Raw genomic sequence first — 15,265 nt, 5'->3', positions numbered from 1 at the left:
CTTTTCCACAGGAGTTATTGTGACCCTAATCTGCCAAACGCATGCGCCTAGCGCGATTCCTGGCCCAATGCCAGCTCGTCGAACGTAATCTGCTGGCCTTCAAGCTTCTCGAACAGGAGGCGTGTTTCTTCCTCCAGATTCTCATCGTCTTCGAAGAGCGTGGTCTCGGGCAGATCGTCGATCGATCCGAGGGCAAAGTAATCGAGGAACGCTTTGGTCGTTCCGTACAGGATCGGCCGGCCCGGCGCATCCGCCCGGTCGACCTCCTGAATCAGATCCTTCGATACCAGGGTCTGAAGGGCCTTCTCTGCCTTGACGCCGCGGATCTCCTCAATCTCGACTCTCGTGATCGGCTGCTTGTAGGCCACGATGGCCAGCGTCTCCAGCGCGGCTTGAGAGAGGGAGGAACGGGAGGGTGAGTGGGCCAGCCGCTCGAAGTAAGGGGCATGGTCCGGAACCGTCGTCAGCTGAAATGTCCCGGCGAGCTCCACAATCTGGATGCCCCTCTGGGTCCGTTTCAGATCCTTCTGCAGGTCCTTCACCAGCTCCTTCACAAAAGCGGCATCATGTTCCAGCACTTCAGCCAGCTGCTTGGCGCTCAGTCCTTCGTCCCCCGCCACAAACAGCAAGCCTTCAATAACTGATTTCATCTGCCCAGAATCCATTCGCTGCTCCATCCTCTCTTGCCTGTATCACAATGTCGTCAAACAGCTTGTGCTGATAGCACGTAATCTTCTTCACCTTCATGAGCTCCAGAAGAGCCAGGAAGGTCACTACGATGGAATCCTTGGACGCCTCCTGCTCCAGCAGCCTGGAGAAAAATACAGGGCCGCGCTCGCGGGCGAGCAGGTCAACGACCTGGAACATCCGGTCCTTCACGGAGATCTCATCCTTGCGGATGCGCGCCACACTGCTCCGGCTCTCCATGCGCCGGAGCGCCTTCCGGAAGGCGCGCACGAGATCGGCGACATGGAGCCCTTCCACCGGATTCTCCGGCTTCACCGGAGTGTAAGGCGTCAGGTCCTCCGGCTCCCGCGTATAGATCAGGCTGCGCTCGGACTCCTTGTCCCGGAGGTGTTCCGCGATCGCCTTGTATTTGCGGTACTCAATGAGCTTTGCGACGAGCTCGGCCCGGGGATCGTAATCCTCGTCCTGCATGTAATCGTCGAACTCGAGATCGAGCACCGGCGGCTTCGGCAGGAGCATCTTGCTCTTGATGGAGAGCAGGGTCGCGGCCATGACGAGAAACTCGCTCGTGACCTCGAGCTCCAGCTCCTGCATCGCCCCAAGGTATTCCATATACTGATCGGTAATGTCCTTAATCGGAATGTCGTAGATATCGACTTCCGCCTGATCTATCAAGTGAAGCAGCAAATCAAGGGGGCCCTCGAAGGTTTCCAGCTTTACCGTGACTTTCACTTGTGGTCTGTTCCCCCTTACTGCCCAGGAACTGTGGCTTCGTTACTTCGCGAATTGCTTGGAGAGGTTGGCCATCTCGATGGCGCTTGCCGCGGCTTCCCAGCCCTTGTTGCCGGCCTTCGTGCCCGCACGCTCAACCGCCTGTTCGATGGAATCGGTCGTCAGCACGCCGAAGATCGTAGGCACGCCCGTCTTCAGCGCGATGGCCGCCACGCCTTTGGCCGCTTCGCTGCACACATAGTCAAAGTGAGGCGTGCTCCCGCGGATCACCGCACCGAGGGTAATCACCGCATCGTACCGGCCGCTCTCAGCCATCTTCTGGGTGATCAGCGGAATTTCAAAGGCGCCCGGCACCCAGGCAATCTCAATCTCGTCTTCCTGCACGCCGTGACGCTTCAGCGCATCGAGCGCGCCGCCGAGCAGCTTATTCGTAATGAATTCGTTGAACCTTCCTACCACAATACCGTAACGCAGTCCCTGAGATACCAAATGTCCTTCGTATACTTTCGCCATATGTCTTCAACTTCCCTTCCATGATTGAACAAATTTTTAGATGTTAAATTCAAGCAAATGCCCGAGCTTGCTGCGCTTCGTATGCAGATAGCCCGTATTGTCCTCATTCTCCTGCATCTGCAGCGGCACCCGCTCAACCACCTGCAGGCCGTAGCCCTCAAGTCCGCGGATCTTGCGCGGGTTGTTCGTCATGAGGCGGATCTGGCCGACGCCGAGATCTCTCAGGATCTGCGCCCCGATGCCGTAATCCCGCAGATCCGCCGCGAAGCCGAGCTGCAGGTTCGCGTCCACCGTGTCAAGCCCCGTCTCCTGCAGCTTGTAGGCTTTTAGCTTGTTGATCAGACCGATTCCGCGCCCTTCCTGGCGCATGTAGAGCAGCACGCCTTCGCCAGCCTCGTCGATCTGCTTCAGCGCGGCGGCCAGCTGCGGTCCGCAGTCGCAGCGGTGGGAGTGGAATACGTCGCCGGTAAGGCACTCCGAATGCACGCGCACCAGTGTAGGACGGCTGCTGTCGATACCGCCCTTGACCAGGGCGACATGCTCCTTGCCGTCCACATCGTTCGTGTAGGCTACGGCCGTGAAGACGCCGAAGTCGGTCGGCATGCGCACTTCCACCTCGCGCTGGACGAGCTTCTCCATGCGGTTGCGGTAGGCGATCAGATCCTGGATCGTAATGATCTTGAGGTCATGCTTCTTCGCAATCTCCATCAGCTCGGGAACACGGGCCATCTCGCCGTCTTCCTTGATCACCTCGCAGATGACGCCTGCCGGATACGACCCGCACAGGCGGGCCAGATCCACGGCCGCCTCCGTGTGGCCGGCACGGCGCAGGACGCCCCCCTTGCGTGCCACCAGCGGGAACATGTGGCCCGGACGGCGGAAGGCATGGGGCTTCGTCGCCGGGTCGATCAGCGCCTGCACGGTACGCGAGCGCTCCGCCGCCGAGATGCCGGTGGTCGTCTCCACCGCGTCCACCGATACGGTGAACGCCGTACCGTGGTAATCGGTATTGCGGGCGACCATCGGCGGAAGATCGAGCTCCTGCGCCCGTTCCTCGGTAATCGGCACGCACACCAGGCCGCGGCCTTCTTTAATCATGAAATTGATAACTTCGGGCGTGGATTTCTCGGCCAGCGCCACAAAGTCCCCCTCGTTCTCGCGGTCTTCGTCGTCGACGACGATAATGACCCGCCCCTCATTCAGATCGGCCAAGGCCTCCTCAATGGTATGAAACCGGAGCTCCGGGGACTTTCCTTCTTGATTTGCTTCCGACATAAGCTCTCGCCCTCCTTCAGTACGGTTCTCTCCGTCTCCTGCCCTGCTCTTTGTACCGGCTCCTTTAGAGGAACCCGTTGTCGCTCAAAAAATCGGCAGTCAGCCGGCCGCGGGCACGGGACATGGAACCCCCCTGTCCTCCCTGGAACCCAAGCAGCCGCTCGATATACTTGCCGAGCACGTCCGCTTCGAGATTCACTTCGTCGCCGGGCTTCTTATGCTGCAGCACGGTCTCGGCCAGGGTATGGGGAATGATCGAGACCGTGAATTCCGCGTTGTCCGCCTCTACGACGGTCAGGGAGATTCCGTCGATCGTGATCGAGCCGTGCGGCAGCACATATTTGAGCAGGCCGGGGTCCTTCGGCGAGACACGGAACACCACGGCGTTTGCCTCCGCGGTGCGGCCCACGATTGTGCCGGTTGAATCGACATGGCCCTGCACGATATGGCCGCCGAACCGCCCGTTGGCCGCCATCGCACGCTCCAGGTTGAGGGGCGAGCCGGAGGACAGGCGCTCGAGGTTCGTCCGGCGGAAGGTCTCCGGCATCACGTCGACCGTGAACGACTCCTTGTCGTAAGACACGACCGTTAAGCAGACCCCATTGACGGAGATGCTGTCGCCGAGCTTCACATCCTCCAGCACGCGGCTTGCCCCGATGGTCAGCACCATGGCCTCCCCCTGTCTGGCGATCCGCCGCAGCGTACCGATTTCTTCAATAATGCCAGTAAACATGGTTGATTCCTTCCTTTCGCCGCCGTGCCAGCTTCAAGCTAGCTGTCGGCAGCCTCATAGCTGGGGTATCCCGTGAAGCAGACATCCTCCCCGAAGGTCTCTACGGTCATCCGTTCAAGACGAATCGCCTGCCGCATCGCACGGAACCCCGGGAAATCGAACGTGCCGGGGGCCTCCGCCCCGCCGCCGATAATCTTCGGTGCGAAGAACAGCACAAGCTTGTCGGCCAGCCGCCGCTCCAGGAAGGCGCCGGCCAGCTTGCCGCCCGCCTCCACGAGTACGGAGCCGATCTCCAGCTCCCCGAGCCGTGCGAGGGCGGCTTCGAGATCGACCGCAGGTCCCGGGCCGCAGTCAATGACCTGCACGCCGAGCGCCTCCAGCGCACGCCGGCGGTCCTCCGGGGCCTCCGCCGTCGTGAGCACGATCACGGGCGCCTCGCCGTCATGCAGCAGCTTCGACTCCAGCGGGATCCGCAGCATCGAGTCCGCGATGATGCGGACCGGCGAGAGCCCGGGCACCGGAAGCCGGGTCGTCAGCTGCGGATCATCGGCCATCACCGTGCCGACGCCCGTGAGGATCGCCTGGTGGCGGTGCCGCAGCGTATGCACGTAGCCCCGTGCGGCTTCCCCGGTGATCCACTTGCTGTCGCCGCCCGCCGCGGCCACTTTGCCGTCCAGCGTGCTCGCCGTCTTCACCGTAACGAACGGCCTCCGCGTCACAATATATTTGTTGAACGCTTCGTTGAGCGCCTCCGACTCCGCCGCCAGCACGCCTTCGGTGACCTCGATGCCCTGGGCCCGCAGCCGGGCGATGCCGCTGCCGGCCACCACGGGGTTCGGGTCCACCGCGGCAACGACGACCCGCTTGACGCCTTCGCGGATCAGCCGGTCGCTGCAGGGGCCGGTACGGCCGTGATGGCTGCAGGGCTCCAGGGTCACGTAGGCCGTGCTGCCCGCCGCTTCGGCTCCGGCCATGTTCAGCGCGTGGATCTCGGCATGCGCATCGCCGCGCTTGAGATGGGCCCCCATACCGACCACACGCCCGTCCTTGACGAGCACGCAGCCTACGACCGGGTTGATGCCGGTTTGGCCGGCGGCTGCGGCAGCCAGCTGAAGAGCAATCCGCATATACATCTCGTCATTGATGATCATCCCATTCCACTCCTCCCCCGTCGTTCCTGCGGGAGCAGCCGCCGGGCTTCGGTTCATCCCGTTCGGCCGCTCCGCGCCTACTCCGGTATTCTTCCCGGTAAACGCACAAAGGCCCCTGTTTGCCGAAGCAAAAAGGGGCCAAAGGAATCGCGGTAGAGCGAAATCGGATGTGCGAAAGTACACGCGCCTTCCGGGTAAAACACCCGTAGTCGCATGTGAAAGCTTGGATTAAGCTACTCCCGATCACGGCAAGAGCTCCGCCGGACACACCGCTCCCTGTTCCTGCCTGCGCCCGAACAGACGATGCGTCATGAACGCACGTCAGCGGACAGCAAGGCTCGAACGGGACTCGCCCGCCTGGCTTGCTCTTCCCGGACCGGACATTCGATCCGTTTCGCTTCCCCTTCTCCCATCCAGACTATACTGTCGGTCTCGGAATTGCACCGAGTCCACCGGCATCTTCCTTTCCGCCAGGAAATGAAGATGCGCGGGTCACGGACTGAGGGCGGCTCAACTCGTGAGCCGTCCATCACCGCCGGTAGGGAATTTCACCCTGCCCCGAAGGTTCAAGCTATTGAAATTAACTGCTGAGCCGCAAGCTTACGCTTCCACGACCTGCACGGTTTCCATCTTCTCGCGTCCCTTGAACGCGTCCACATGCTCCATGCCCTTCACGACTTTGCCGAACACCGTGTGCTGGCCGTCAAGATGAGGCTGCGGCGCGTAGCAGATGTAGAACTGGCTTCCGCCCGTGTTGCGGCCGGCGTGAGCCATGGCCAGCGTTCCGCGCTCATGCTTGTTCGGGTTGATCTCGCAGTTGATCGTATAGCCGGGACCGCCTGTACCGGTACCGTGTGGGCAGCCGCCTTGAGCTACAAAGCCCGGAATGACGCGGTGGAACGGAATGCCGTTATAGAAGCCGGAGTTCGCCAGCTTCTCGAAGTTGGCCACCGTGTTCGGTGCGTCATTCTCGAACAGGTCGAGTACGATTTCGTTGCCGTCTGCCATCTTGATAATCGCTTGTTTAGCCATGATATGTACACTCCTTAGATTCTTGTCCATTATGGTGGCCGCAAGGATTGCCGGCCGATCTTCTCTATTCTACTATGAAACGGGCTCTTGCACAAATAGACCGGCCGCCCCTGCTAAATCAGGGTACGGCCCGGTCCCTCCGCGTTTAGAGGCTCTTCACCACCGGACGCTGAAGACGCTCCGGAATCACGTCATTGCCGACGAGGTTCTCGAAGGTCTCGCGCTTCACGACGACTTCCGCCCGGCCGTCCTTGACGAAGACGACCGCGGGACGGCGGAGCCGGTTATAGTTGCTCGCCATCGCATAGTTGTAGGCGCCCGTGCTGCCCACGGCAAGCACATCGCCCGACTTCACCGCCGGCAGCTCCACGTCCCAGATCAGCATGTCGCCGCTTTCGCAGCACTTGCCGGCGATGGAGACCGTCTCTTCCGAAGCATCGTTCGCCCGGTTGGCAAGCAGCGCTTCATACTTGGCGCCGTATAAGGCCGGACGCGGATTGTCCGTCATCCCGCCGTCCACGGCAACGTACTTGCGCACCCCCGGAATATCCTTGTACGTGCCGACCGTATACAGCGTCGTGCCGGCCTCGCCGACAATGCTGCGGCCCGGCTCGGTCCAGATCTCCGGCAGCGGGTAGCCGTGCCGGCCGAACGTCGACTTCACCGCATCCGTAATGGCGCGGACATACTCCGCTACGGGAAGCGGCGTATCGCCGTCGACGTAGCGGATGCCAAAGCCGCCGCCGAGGTTGATGACCGGGAAGAGAACGCCGAGCTCCTCACGCATGGTTACCGCGAAGTTCGTGATCTTGTCCACGGCCAGCTCGAAGCCGCCGACCTCGAAGATCTGCGATCCGATGTGGGAATGAATGCCCAGCAGCTCGACGTGCGGCAGTGCCGAGGCCGTCTCCACCGCCTGCTTGGCGGCCCCGTTGCCGAGGTCGAAGCCGAACTTGGAATCTTCCTGTCCGGTCGATATGAATTCATGCGTATGCGCGTCGACCCCCGGCGTGATCCGCAGCAGGATCTTCATCCGCTGCTTCTTCTCGCCGGCGATGGCGTTCAGCATCGCAAGCTCTACGAAATTATCGACGACGATGCAGCCGATTCTGGCGTCAACCGCCATCTCGAGCTCCTGCGGCGTCTTGTTGTTGCCGTGGAAGTGAATCCGCTCCGCCGGAAAACCCGCCTGCAGCGCGGTGTACAGTTCGCCGTCCGAGACGACGTCGAGCGACATGCCCTCTTCCTCCACGATCCGGCACATGGCCATGACGCAGAAGGCTTTGCTGGCATAGGCCACCTGAAACGGCAGACCCGATGCCCGGAAGGCGTCCACGAATTCGCGGCAGCGCTGACGGATCAGCTCTTCATCCATGACATACAGGGGAGTGCCCCACTGCGCGGCCAGCTCCACCGTGTCGCAGCCGCCGATCTCCAAATGTCCTTGCCCATTGATTTTGCTTGTGCCGTGTAGATACATCGTGCCCTGCCCCTTCTTCCCCTTGAAAACCGTCCGCCTTGGGGGGCGGAGGATGCCTATGGATAATAAAATAATAGTCCTATCGTTTTACATTACATTTAAAGTACCATATGTCCCCGGGGATGACAACAGCTAAGATCATCCGCTTTTTGCCGTTTTCCCGGTGGAGGGCGTGCCGGATCGGCATTTTTCTGTATAAGCAAAAAGAGCCCCTTGCCGGGACTCTCTGCCGTGCAGCCGTGCTGCCGTACCGCTGTATAAACCAAACCTGCGATGGAGGCGTCCAGCAGTCCCCGCTCCCGCTTACCGTACGGGCTGCCGCGTCCGGTCCGTCGTCTTCGTAAGGCTCATGCGCGTCTTCATCGAGAGGAACGGGCGGCGCACCATAATGTCTACCATCGCCTTCAGATTGAACGGAATGAACGGCCACATGTACGGCGTGTTGTAAGAGCGCTGCACCGACAGGAACACCACCAGGAATGTGGAGGCGAGCACGAAGCCCGGCACCCGGAAGATGGCGGCGGCGAGGAGCAGGCCCAGCCTGGAGATCCGGTTCGCCAGCGAAAGCTCATAGCTCGGGGTGGCGAACGTACCGACCGCCGCTACGGCCAGGTACATGATAACCTCGTTGACGAACAGCCCCGTCTTCACTGCAATATCCCCGATCAGGATCGCAGCGACCAGGCCCATCGCGGTAGCCAGCGGCGTCGGCGTATGCACGGCCGCCATCCGCATGAGGTCGATACCGAGCTCGGCGATCAGAAACTGCCCCAGCAGCGGAATGAGCCCTTCCTGCTGCGGCCCGACGAACTCGAGGCCTACAGGTTTGAGCTCCGGAGAGGAGACGACAAGGTACCAGAGGGGAAGCAGGAAGATCGACGCAGCGATCCCGAGGAACCGCACCCAGCGCAGATAAGAGCCCACAATCGGGGTCTGCCTGTATTCTTCGGCGTGCTGCACATGGTGGAAGAACGTCGTCGGAATGATCATGACCGACGGGGACGTATCGACCATGACGATCACATGCCCTTCGAGCAGGTGGGCGGATACCACGTCCGGCCGCTCCGAATACCGGACCATCGGGTACGGATTCCATCCCCTCCCGACAATCGCCTCCTCCAGCTGCTTCTCTGCCAGCGGCAGGCCGTCGACCTCCACGGCCTGGATTTTATCCTTCACGGCCTCCACCAGCTCCATATCGCAGATATCCGAGATATAGGCGATACAGACATCGCTCTTCGTGCGCTGACCCACCTTCGTGAGCTCCAGCTTCAGGCGGGGATCCCGGACCCGGCGGCGGACCAGCGTGACATTGGTCATGAGCGTCTCGACGAAGCCGTCGCGCGAACCGCGCACGACGCGTTCGAGGTCCGGCTCTTCGGTGCTGCGGGCCGGGAAGCTCTTGGCGTCCACGCAGATCGCTTCCGAATGGCCTTCGAAGAAGAACGCCGAGCCGCCGGCACTGACCGCATCGATCACCTTGCTGAGCTTTGCGGCCTTCTCGACCTGGATATGCGGAATCAACGCTTCGTCGAACAGGTCAATGACGGCGAGCCCGCCCAGCTTCCCGTCCTTTTTCTCCGCATCGCCTTGGCCCTGCGCATCCCCGGCTTCCTTACCGGCCCTGCGCCGTTCTCCCAGGTCCTCTCTCTCGTCGAACGCCCCATGGCGCCGGTCCTGCCCGTAATCCGCATAGGACAGCCGCTCGAGCACCGAGATCAGCGCCGTATCCTTGGCGAAGCCGTTGAAGTAGAAGATCCCGGTCTTCTGCCCCCCGAACACCATCTCGCGGAAGATGACGTCGAAGCTTTTGTTCAGCCCGACCTGCTCTTCGAGCGCCCGCTTCAGTTCCTCGAAGGTCTTCGGGATCACGTCCGCTTCCTTGAGCTCCTCCTCGCGCGGGGTCAGCTTTTTTTGGGCCTTGAGCGATTTGTCGTTCTTCTCGCCCGGCTTGATGCCCCGGCTATCTTTCTTCACTTCCTTCTTCTCCGGCTCGCGGCGGTGGGCGTGGATGATATTCCCTTCCGTATCGATCTCGAGCTTCTCGAGGTCCTTCTTCTGGGCCCCGGGACTTTTGAGCCCGGTCCGGGCCGGCTTCGCCGCCAGGCTTTGCTCCTTGATCTCCTCCAGCTTCGCTTCAAGCTCTTCTTTCAGCTGCTCCTTCAGATGCTCGTCCCGCTCCTCTTCCGGCTCGGTGTGCGCCTCTACGTGATCCTCCCTGCGCAGCGGAATGCTCTTGATCAATTTGGCCCGCTTCAACTGCTTCTGCATTGCTCAAGCACCTCCTGTGTCTGTCCTGTCTGTAGTCCTCTATCCGATCCATGGGCTCTTCACGACCCTGTTATTCACCCGATGACGCCGAGCCAATCGACCATGGAGCCGAGCACCTTCCCGAGAATCATGGCCATGAGCAGCCAGATGATATATCGCTCCATCCCGATCCGCTTGGCCAGAATAGGCAGCACGTTGATCACCTCGGTGAGCGCGGCCGCCAGCATCCCGATGAAGCACCCCGAGAACAACCCGAAGAGCGATGAGGCCAGCGGGAACAGCCCGTATTCCCATTCAAAAAAATCCGTCAGCGTGAAAAACAGGGCTCCCAGAATGACCGCCCCTTCGTACCAGCGGATCCTGTAATAGGAGCGCGTAATCTGGGCCAGCCGGGGGATAATGTCGAGCACCACGAGGAAAGCCACCAGACCGCTTCCCACGGCAAGCCCTCCCGCAAGGCCCACGAACCCGAGGACGGCCCATGCCAGCACCTCGCTCAATCCCCCTCCTCCCTTCTCACGGCTTCCGCATGAATCCGGTGGTACTCCTCGGTAATGACGTAATGATTGACATTCTCCTGATACATGAACATTTCCACTTCAAGGGGACTCGGTTCCTCATTGAACTTCTTCTTGAACAGATGGTTGAAGAACACGATCATCCCGATACCGATCCCAAGAGAGTAGGGAATCTGCAGAAGCAGCGGATGGGCGGACTCCCTGCCCGTCAGCAGCTTGTAGATGTGCTGGTGCACCTGTGCCATACTGACGTCTGCATGGAAGTTCATGATCGCAAGGCCCGAGCCCACGAAGAGCAGCAGCCATACAAGGACCAGCAGCAGCAGGTTCGGCGGCTTGACCTTCCCCCCGATCTCCACCAGCGTATGCGGCTCTCCGAAGTATTCGATGGCAAGCTCCGGAAAGCGCGACTTCACCTTCCGCACGATGAGCATCATGTCGACGAGGACGACAGAGCCGTCCGCTTCCCGCGGCTCGTAGAGCACCACGTCCTTCAGCTCCTCCTCGGAGTCCAGCCCGGTGAGAAGAATCTGGGCGACATGCCCGAGCCGGATCGGCTCGCCGCGCCCGATTCTCCGGTTTTTCCGCAGACGGATATAGAGAGACGGCACCGAAGCTGGACGCATCGCAGATTTCCTCCCTTGCCAGGCTTTATGCTAGTTATCCGTAGTATGAGCCCCTTCGGCGGCCGCATAACCGTAACCCTTCCTGCCAAAAAGTGGCGTCTGCTCCTCCGTATAGCAGCTTCTTCCTCTGCGAAAAGTAAACGTAAGCATAACCCGAACACCATTACGCTTCCAAGGAAGGTGTCATACTGTGGAAAAATTGTTTCTTACCCTTGTGATTGTCGGGGCCTTAAACTGGCTGCTCGTCGGCTTGTTTGAGTGGGATCTCGTGTCCGCCATTCTAGGCGGAGACGCGCACCGCGAATCCTCTGGCATCGCGAGAATCGTATATTCGCTTGTGGGACTGGCCGGACTCTACTGCACGAAGCTGCTGTTCCGCGAGGATTCCCGTGCCAGATAGTCTTCCGGCTGCAGCGGGATACCGGCAGCCGGGCGGGCTCCGTCCCTGCTGCAACGCCAAAGAACCGCCGTCCCCCCTTGGGTACAGCGGTTCTTTGGGGTATTCTCGGAGATTGCATGATGCGCTCTTCGCTCCGGTCACTGGGCAATCTGATTCTTGATGGACTGCAGAATTTTTTTCTCGAGCCTCGACACCTGGACCTGCGAGATGCCGAGGCGGCTGGCCACCTCCGACTGGGTCTGATCCCTGAAGTACCGGAGGTAGACGATCAGCCGCTCCCTCTCGCTGAGGGATCCGATGGCTTCGTTCAGCGCGAGCTTGTCGAACCATTTGTCCTGCGTATCGTCCGCAATCTGATCCATGAGGGTGATGGGATCGCCGTCGTTCTCGAATACCGTCTCATGAATGGAAGACAGCGGCTTGTTCGCTTCCTGGGCGAACACGACATCCTCCGGCGTGATGCCGAGCTCCTCAGCCACCTCCGAGATCGTGGGCAGGCGCCCGAGCGTCTTCGAGAGCTCGTCGCGCGTCTTGCGGATCTTGTTCGCCAGCTCCTTCAGCGAGCGGGACACCTTCAGGGTGCCGTCATCCCGCAGGAACCGCTGGATTTCGCCGATGATCATCGGCACGGCATACGTGGAGAACTTGACGTCATAGGACAGATCAAACTTGTCAACTGATTTCAGAAGCCCGATGCAGCCGATCTGGAACAAGTCCTCGGCTTCGTATCCGCGGTTCAGAAACCGCTGCACGACCGACCAGACCAGCCGGATATTGCAGTTCACGAGCGTCTCTCTGGCCAGAGAGTCTCCCGATTGGCTGAGCGCGATCAGCCGTTTGACTTCGGTATCGTCCAAATAGGTATGCGAGGCTTTCTTCAAATCCACATCCATGAGATCAGACCCCTAATTGAATAAGGCTTTTTTCGATTCGATTCGCTTCTTCATCTTGATGACGGTCCCCTTGGAAGGGGTAGAGACGACATCCACCTCGTCCATGAAATTCTCCATAATCGTAAACCCCATCCCGGAGCGCTCCAGCTCCGGCTTCGACGTGTAAAGCGGCTGCTTCGCCAGGTCCAGATCCTCGATGCCGCTTCCCTGATCCTCCACCTGAATCATCACCGTGTCTCCCTCAATCTCGGCGAAGATCGTGACAATCCCGTCGGGACGGTTGTCGTAGCCGTGGATGATGGAGTTCGTGACGGCCTCGGACACAACGGTCTTGATATCCGTCAGCTCATCAAGCGTCGGATCGAGCTGGGAGACGAAGGCGGCGACGGTCACCCGTGCGAACGATTCGTTCTCGGAGCGGCTGGCGAATTTCAATGTCATGAAATTGCGTTCGCTCATAATGCCACCTCCAGACTTTGCAGCGCCCTGCTCTCGTCATCTTCGACGGATACGATCTTGAACAGCCCCGACATCTCGAAGAGCCGGTAGACGGCAGGATTGACGTCGCACACGACCATGCGGCCGCCCTTGGCCGTAATCAGCTTGTATCTGCCAAGGATAACGCCGAGCCCCGAGCTGTCCATGAAGCTCAGGTCTTTCAGGCTGAGAATGATATGCGAGACATTCCCTCTCAGAATGGCTTCTTCCATCTTCGTCTTGACCGCGTCGGCCGTATGGTGATCCAGCTCTCCGTTCAGACGCACAATCAGCGTTTTGCGGTGATGCTCCAGTTCGATCTGCAGACTCAAGCGGCTTCAACTCCTTCTGGGTTCATAGCCAACTGTTTCTACGCTCCGCAAACCATTTCCTGCCACCCCGACAAAACTAGAAGAATTGCGGCAGAACTAGAAGAATTGCGACAGGCCCCCCGCCAAAAAACACAAAGCCCCCGCGGATCGACAATCTTCTGCGGGGGCTTCTTGGGTGTTTTGTTAATCCAGGAAGAACATCTTCTTGGCGGTACGCTTCGTCAGCGTCCACCAGCCGGCCTTCTTCACCTCGACCGGCGATTCCAGCGGGAATTCGTTGATGACCTGGTCTCCCTTGTAGACCACGATCTTGCCGATCGGCTGGCCCGCGGCGACCGGCGCTTTCAGGTCCGGCAGCAGCTGCACCTCGTGACGGATCCCGTCCGCCGCCTCGCCTTTCTTCAGCAGCAGGGAGTAGGAATGCTTCGCCGTCAGAGGAACGACCGGCACCTCGCCTTTGCCCACCTTCATCTCGCCGATGGCGTCGCCGGTCTTGTAGATCGGCAGGTTCGTGTACTGGGAGAACGAATAGTCGAACAGACGTGTGACCTCAGCGTTGCGGGTCTTCGTGTCCGGCTCGCCCATCACCACGGAAATGACGCGCAGGTTATCCCGCTTCGCTGTCGCGGAGAGACAGAACTTTGCTTCGCTCGTATACCCCGTCTTCAGGCCGTCGGCCCCGTTGTAGAAGCGCACCAGCTTGTTCGTATTCACCAGCCAGAAAGGCTTCGGCGTATCCTTGCGAAGGTAATCCTGATACTGCCCGGTGAACTTCGTGATCTCCTCGTGCTTCAGAAGCTCCCTCGACATCAAGGCGATGTCGTACGCGGACGAAACATGGCCTTCCGCCGGCAGCCCGTTCGGGTTCACGAACTTCGTGTTCTTCATGCCGAGCTGCTCGGCCCTCTCGTTCATCATGCGGACGAACGCTTCCTCGGAGCCCGCGATCTTCTCGGCCATCGCCACCGACGCATCGTTGCCCGAGGCCATTGCGATACCCTTGAGCATATCCTGCACGGTCATTTCTTCGCCCGGCTCCAGGAAGATCTGGGAGCCGCCCATCGAGGCCGCATATTCGCTCGTCGGCACCTTGTCGTCCATTTTGAGCTTGCCGGCATCGAGCGCTTCCATCGTCAGCAGCATCGTCATGATCTTGGTGATCGAAGCCGGCGGCAGCTTGGCGTCCTTATTCTTCTCAAAGATCACGGTACCGGTATCCGCATCGATAATGACGGCGGATGTCGCGTTCGGCGCCAGATCGACCTGCGCCGCACCCTTGCCCTCTTCAGCCAGCGCCGCAGGCAGCGCAAGCATCAGCAAGAGCTGGGCGGACACGAACCATTTGAGTACTTTGGAGATCATACCTGTTCTACCCCTCCTGGCCATAGCGTCTAAAATGATCGTTCTCCATCACAGTGTTGACCAAATGCGTGCAAATTATTCCAATCCTGCGTCCAGGGGGCATCAATCGCCCTCCCCGGGAAACGCCTCACGGAGCAGCTCGGGAAATTCCCGGTTGAAGCCCGGCACGCTTCTTCCGCCGCGGACCGTCTCCGTATAGGCCTGCAGCCGCTTCAGGAAGCCCGGATGGGCGGTGATCCGGATGCGCTCGGCCGGTGTCCCGCTGAGACGCACGGCCTGCTCGATCCGCTCCCGCACCTGCCCGCTCATCTCCCCCGCCGGCTCGTCGAGCGCCACAGCGGCGATGGCCTGCCGGCGGTGCAGCACCACGCAGGCCTCATTGACGCCGGGCACGGCTTCCACGGCGGCGGCCGCCTCGTCGGCCGGCACAATCTGCTCCTCCCGCTCGGTCGGCAGGTCCGCCTGCATCCGGCTGAACTTCATTCCGGCGCCATAGGCCTGTACGCCTTCCCCTTCTGCCGGCCGCCGGGGAGCAGGGGAAGAGCAGGCGGTGACGGCCAAGGCGCCGAGCAGGAAGCAGCACGAGACGGCAGACAAGCGTCCGCAGCCGAAGGGGGGCCGTGGATGTCGGAATCGGGATGCCATAAGATACACCTGCCTTCTGGAGCATGTGGATGGGAGTTCCATAACAGGTAGTATGCTTCCTCCCCCGTCAAGACATGCATACCCGCCAAGCGGTGAGATCATCGGCCCTATGTCGTCCATTTCATTGAACGGGCGCGT

The 15,265-nt window shown here is 60.4% G+C and carries 17 protein-coding genes and 1 riboswitch; of the genes, 1 reads left to right on the top strand and 16 read right to left on the bottom strand.

Annotated features, from left to right (window positions below; translation table 11 throughout):
• Positions 1-47 precede the first annotated feature (47 nt).
• From scpB to PM3016_RS14720, 11 genes are all read right to left on the bottom strand, one after another.
• Positions 48-665: an SMC-Scp complex subunit ScpB gene (gene scpB, locus PM3016_RS14770; protein WP_013916451.1), complete on the bottom strand. Its 618-nt coding sequence runs from the start codon at positions 663-665 to the stop codon at positions 48-50.
• The gene (locus PM3016_RS14765; RefSeq protein ID WP_013916450.1) at positions 634-1,419 is read right to left on the bottom strand and encodes a segregation and condensation protein A; all 786 of its coding nucleotides are present in this window, start codon (positions 1,417-1,419) and stop codon (positions 634-636) included. Before PM3016_RS14765 ends, scpB begins: the two co-directional genes overlap by 32 nt.
• Positions 1,420-1,461: 42 nt before the next feature.
• Positions 1,462-1,932 carry a 6,7-dimethyl-8-ribityllumazine synthase gene (ribH, locus tag PM3016_RS14760; protein ID WP_013916449.1) on the bottom strand — a complete coding sequence of 157 codons (471 nt, stop codon included), beginning with the start codon at positions 1,930-1,932 and terminating at the stop codon, positions 1,462-1,464.
• 36 nt (positions 1,933-1,968) lie between these two features.
• A complete protein-coding gene (locus PM3016_RS14755) occupies positions 1,969-3,207 on the bottom strand; it encodes a bifunctional 3,4-dihydroxy-2-butanone-4-phosphate synthase/GTP cyclohydrolase II (RefSeq protein WP_013916448.1) in 1,239 nt (412 codons plus the stop codon).
• Positions 3,208-3,271: 64 nt separating this feature from the next.
• Entirely contained in the window at positions 3,272-3,940 is a 669-nt protein-coding gene (gene ribE, locus PM3016_RS14750; protein ID WP_013916447.1) for a riboflavin synthase, read from the bottom strand.
• 38 nt (positions 3,941-3,978) lie between these two features.
• Positions 3,979-5,091 (bottom strand): bifunctional diaminohydroxyphosphoribosylaminopyrimidine deaminase/5-amino-6-(5-phosphoribosylamino)uracil reductase RibD, encoded by a 1,113-nt coding sequence (ribD, locus tag PM3016_RS14745; RefSeq protein WP_014370016.1) that lies wholly within the window; start codon positions 5,089-5,091, stop codon positions 3,979-3,981.
• A gap of 397 nt (positions 5,092-5,488) precedes the next feature.
• A riboswitch (FMN riboswitch) is annotated at positions 5,489-5,661 on the bottom strand.
• Between the two features lie 30 nt (positions 5,662-5,691).
• Complete coding sequence (locus PM3016_RS14740; RefSeq protein WP_013916445.1) at positions 5,692-6,123, bottom strand: peptidylprolyl isomerase; 432 nt, start codon at positions 6,121-6,123, stop codon at positions 5,692-5,694.
• A 145-nt stretch (positions 6,124-6,268) separates the two neighbouring features.
• Positions 6,269-7,603 (bottom strand): diaminopimelate decarboxylase, encoded by a 1,335-nt coding sequence (gene lysA, locus PM3016_RS14735; protein ID WP_014370015.1) that lies wholly within the window; start codon positions 7,601-7,603, stop codon positions 6,269-6,271.
• A gap of 303 nt (positions 7,604-7,906) precedes the next feature.
• Entirely contained in the window at positions 7,907-9,874 is a 1,968-nt protein-coding gene (locus PM3016_RS14730) for a spore germination protein (protein ID WP_014370014.1), read from the bottom strand.
• Between the two features lie 74 nt (positions 9,875-9,948).
• Positions 9,949-10,374 carry a stage V sporulation protein AB gene (locus PM3016_RS14725; RefSeq protein WP_014370013.1) on the bottom strand — a complete coding sequence of 142 codons (426 nt, stop codon included), beginning with the start codon at positions 10,372-10,374 and terminating at the stop codon, positions 9,949-9,951.
• Entirely contained in the window at positions 10,371-11,018 is a 648-nt protein-coding gene (locus PM3016_RS14720; protein ID WP_014370012.1) for a stage V sporulation protein AA, read from the bottom strand. The genes PM3016_RS14725 and PM3016_RS14720 overlap by 4 nt, the downstream gene beginning before the upstream one ends.
• Positions 11,019-11,208: 190 nt before the next feature.
• On the opposite strand from PM3016_RS14720, the gene PM3016_RS14715 reads away from it, so the two are divergent.
• On the top strand, positions 11,209-11,418 hold the full coding sequence (locus PM3016_RS14715) for a DUF378 domain-containing protein (protein ID WP_013916439.1): 210 nt from the start codon (positions 11,209-11,211) through the stop codon (positions 11,416-11,418).
• A gap of 137 nt (positions 11,419-11,555) precedes the next feature.
• Here PM3016_RS14715 and sigF read toward each other — a convergent pair whose 3' ends face one another.
• The 5 genes from sigF to PM3016_RS14690 form a co-directional block, all read right to left on the bottom strand.
• Complete coding sequence (sigF, locus tag PM3016_RS14710) at positions 11,556-12,311, bottom strand: RNA polymerase sporulation sigma factor SigF (protein WP_013916438.1); 756 nt, start codon at positions 12,309-12,311, stop codon at positions 11,556-11,558.
• Between the two features lie 12 nt (positions 12,312-12,323).
• Positions 12,324-12,770, bottom strand: coding sequence for an anti-sigma F factor (spoIIAB, locus tag PM3016_RS14705; RefSeq protein WP_013916437.1), 447 nt, complete (start codon positions 12,768-12,770; stop codon positions 12,324-12,326).
• Positions 12,767-13,120 (bottom strand): anti-sigma F factor antagonist, encoded by a 354-nt coding sequence (gene spoIIAA / locus PM3016_RS14700; RefSeq protein WP_013916436.1) that lies wholly within the window; start codon positions 13,118-13,120, stop codon positions 12,767-12,769. The genes spoIIAB and spoIIAA overlap by 4 nt, the downstream gene beginning before the upstream one ends.
• Positions 13,121-13,303: 183 nt before the next feature.
• Positions 13,304-14,482 (bottom strand): D-alanyl-D-alanine carboxypeptidase family protein, encoded by a 1,179-nt coding sequence (locus tag PM3016_RS14695; RefSeq protein WP_013916435.1) that lies wholly within the window; start codon positions 14,480-14,482, stop codon positions 13,304-13,306.
• A 102-nt stretch (positions 14,483-14,584) separates the two neighbouring features.
• Positions 14,585-15,127, bottom strand: a complete 543-nt coding sequence (locus PM3016_RS14690; protein ID WP_014370010.1) for a YhcN/YlaJ family sporulation lipoprotein — start codon at positions 15,125-15,127, stop codon at positions 14,585-14,587.
• Between the last annotated feature and the right edge of the window lie 138 nt (positions 15,128-15,265).

It is taken from the genome of Paenibacillus mucilaginosus 3016 (assembly GCF_000250655.1).
Lineage (GTDB): Bacteria > Bacillota > Bacilli > Paenibacillales > NBRC-103111 > Paenibacillus_G > Paenibacillus_G mucilaginosus.
The sequence above is the reverse complement of the archived record's forward strand: the minus strand, read 5'-3'. Positions and strand labels throughout refer to the sequence as shown.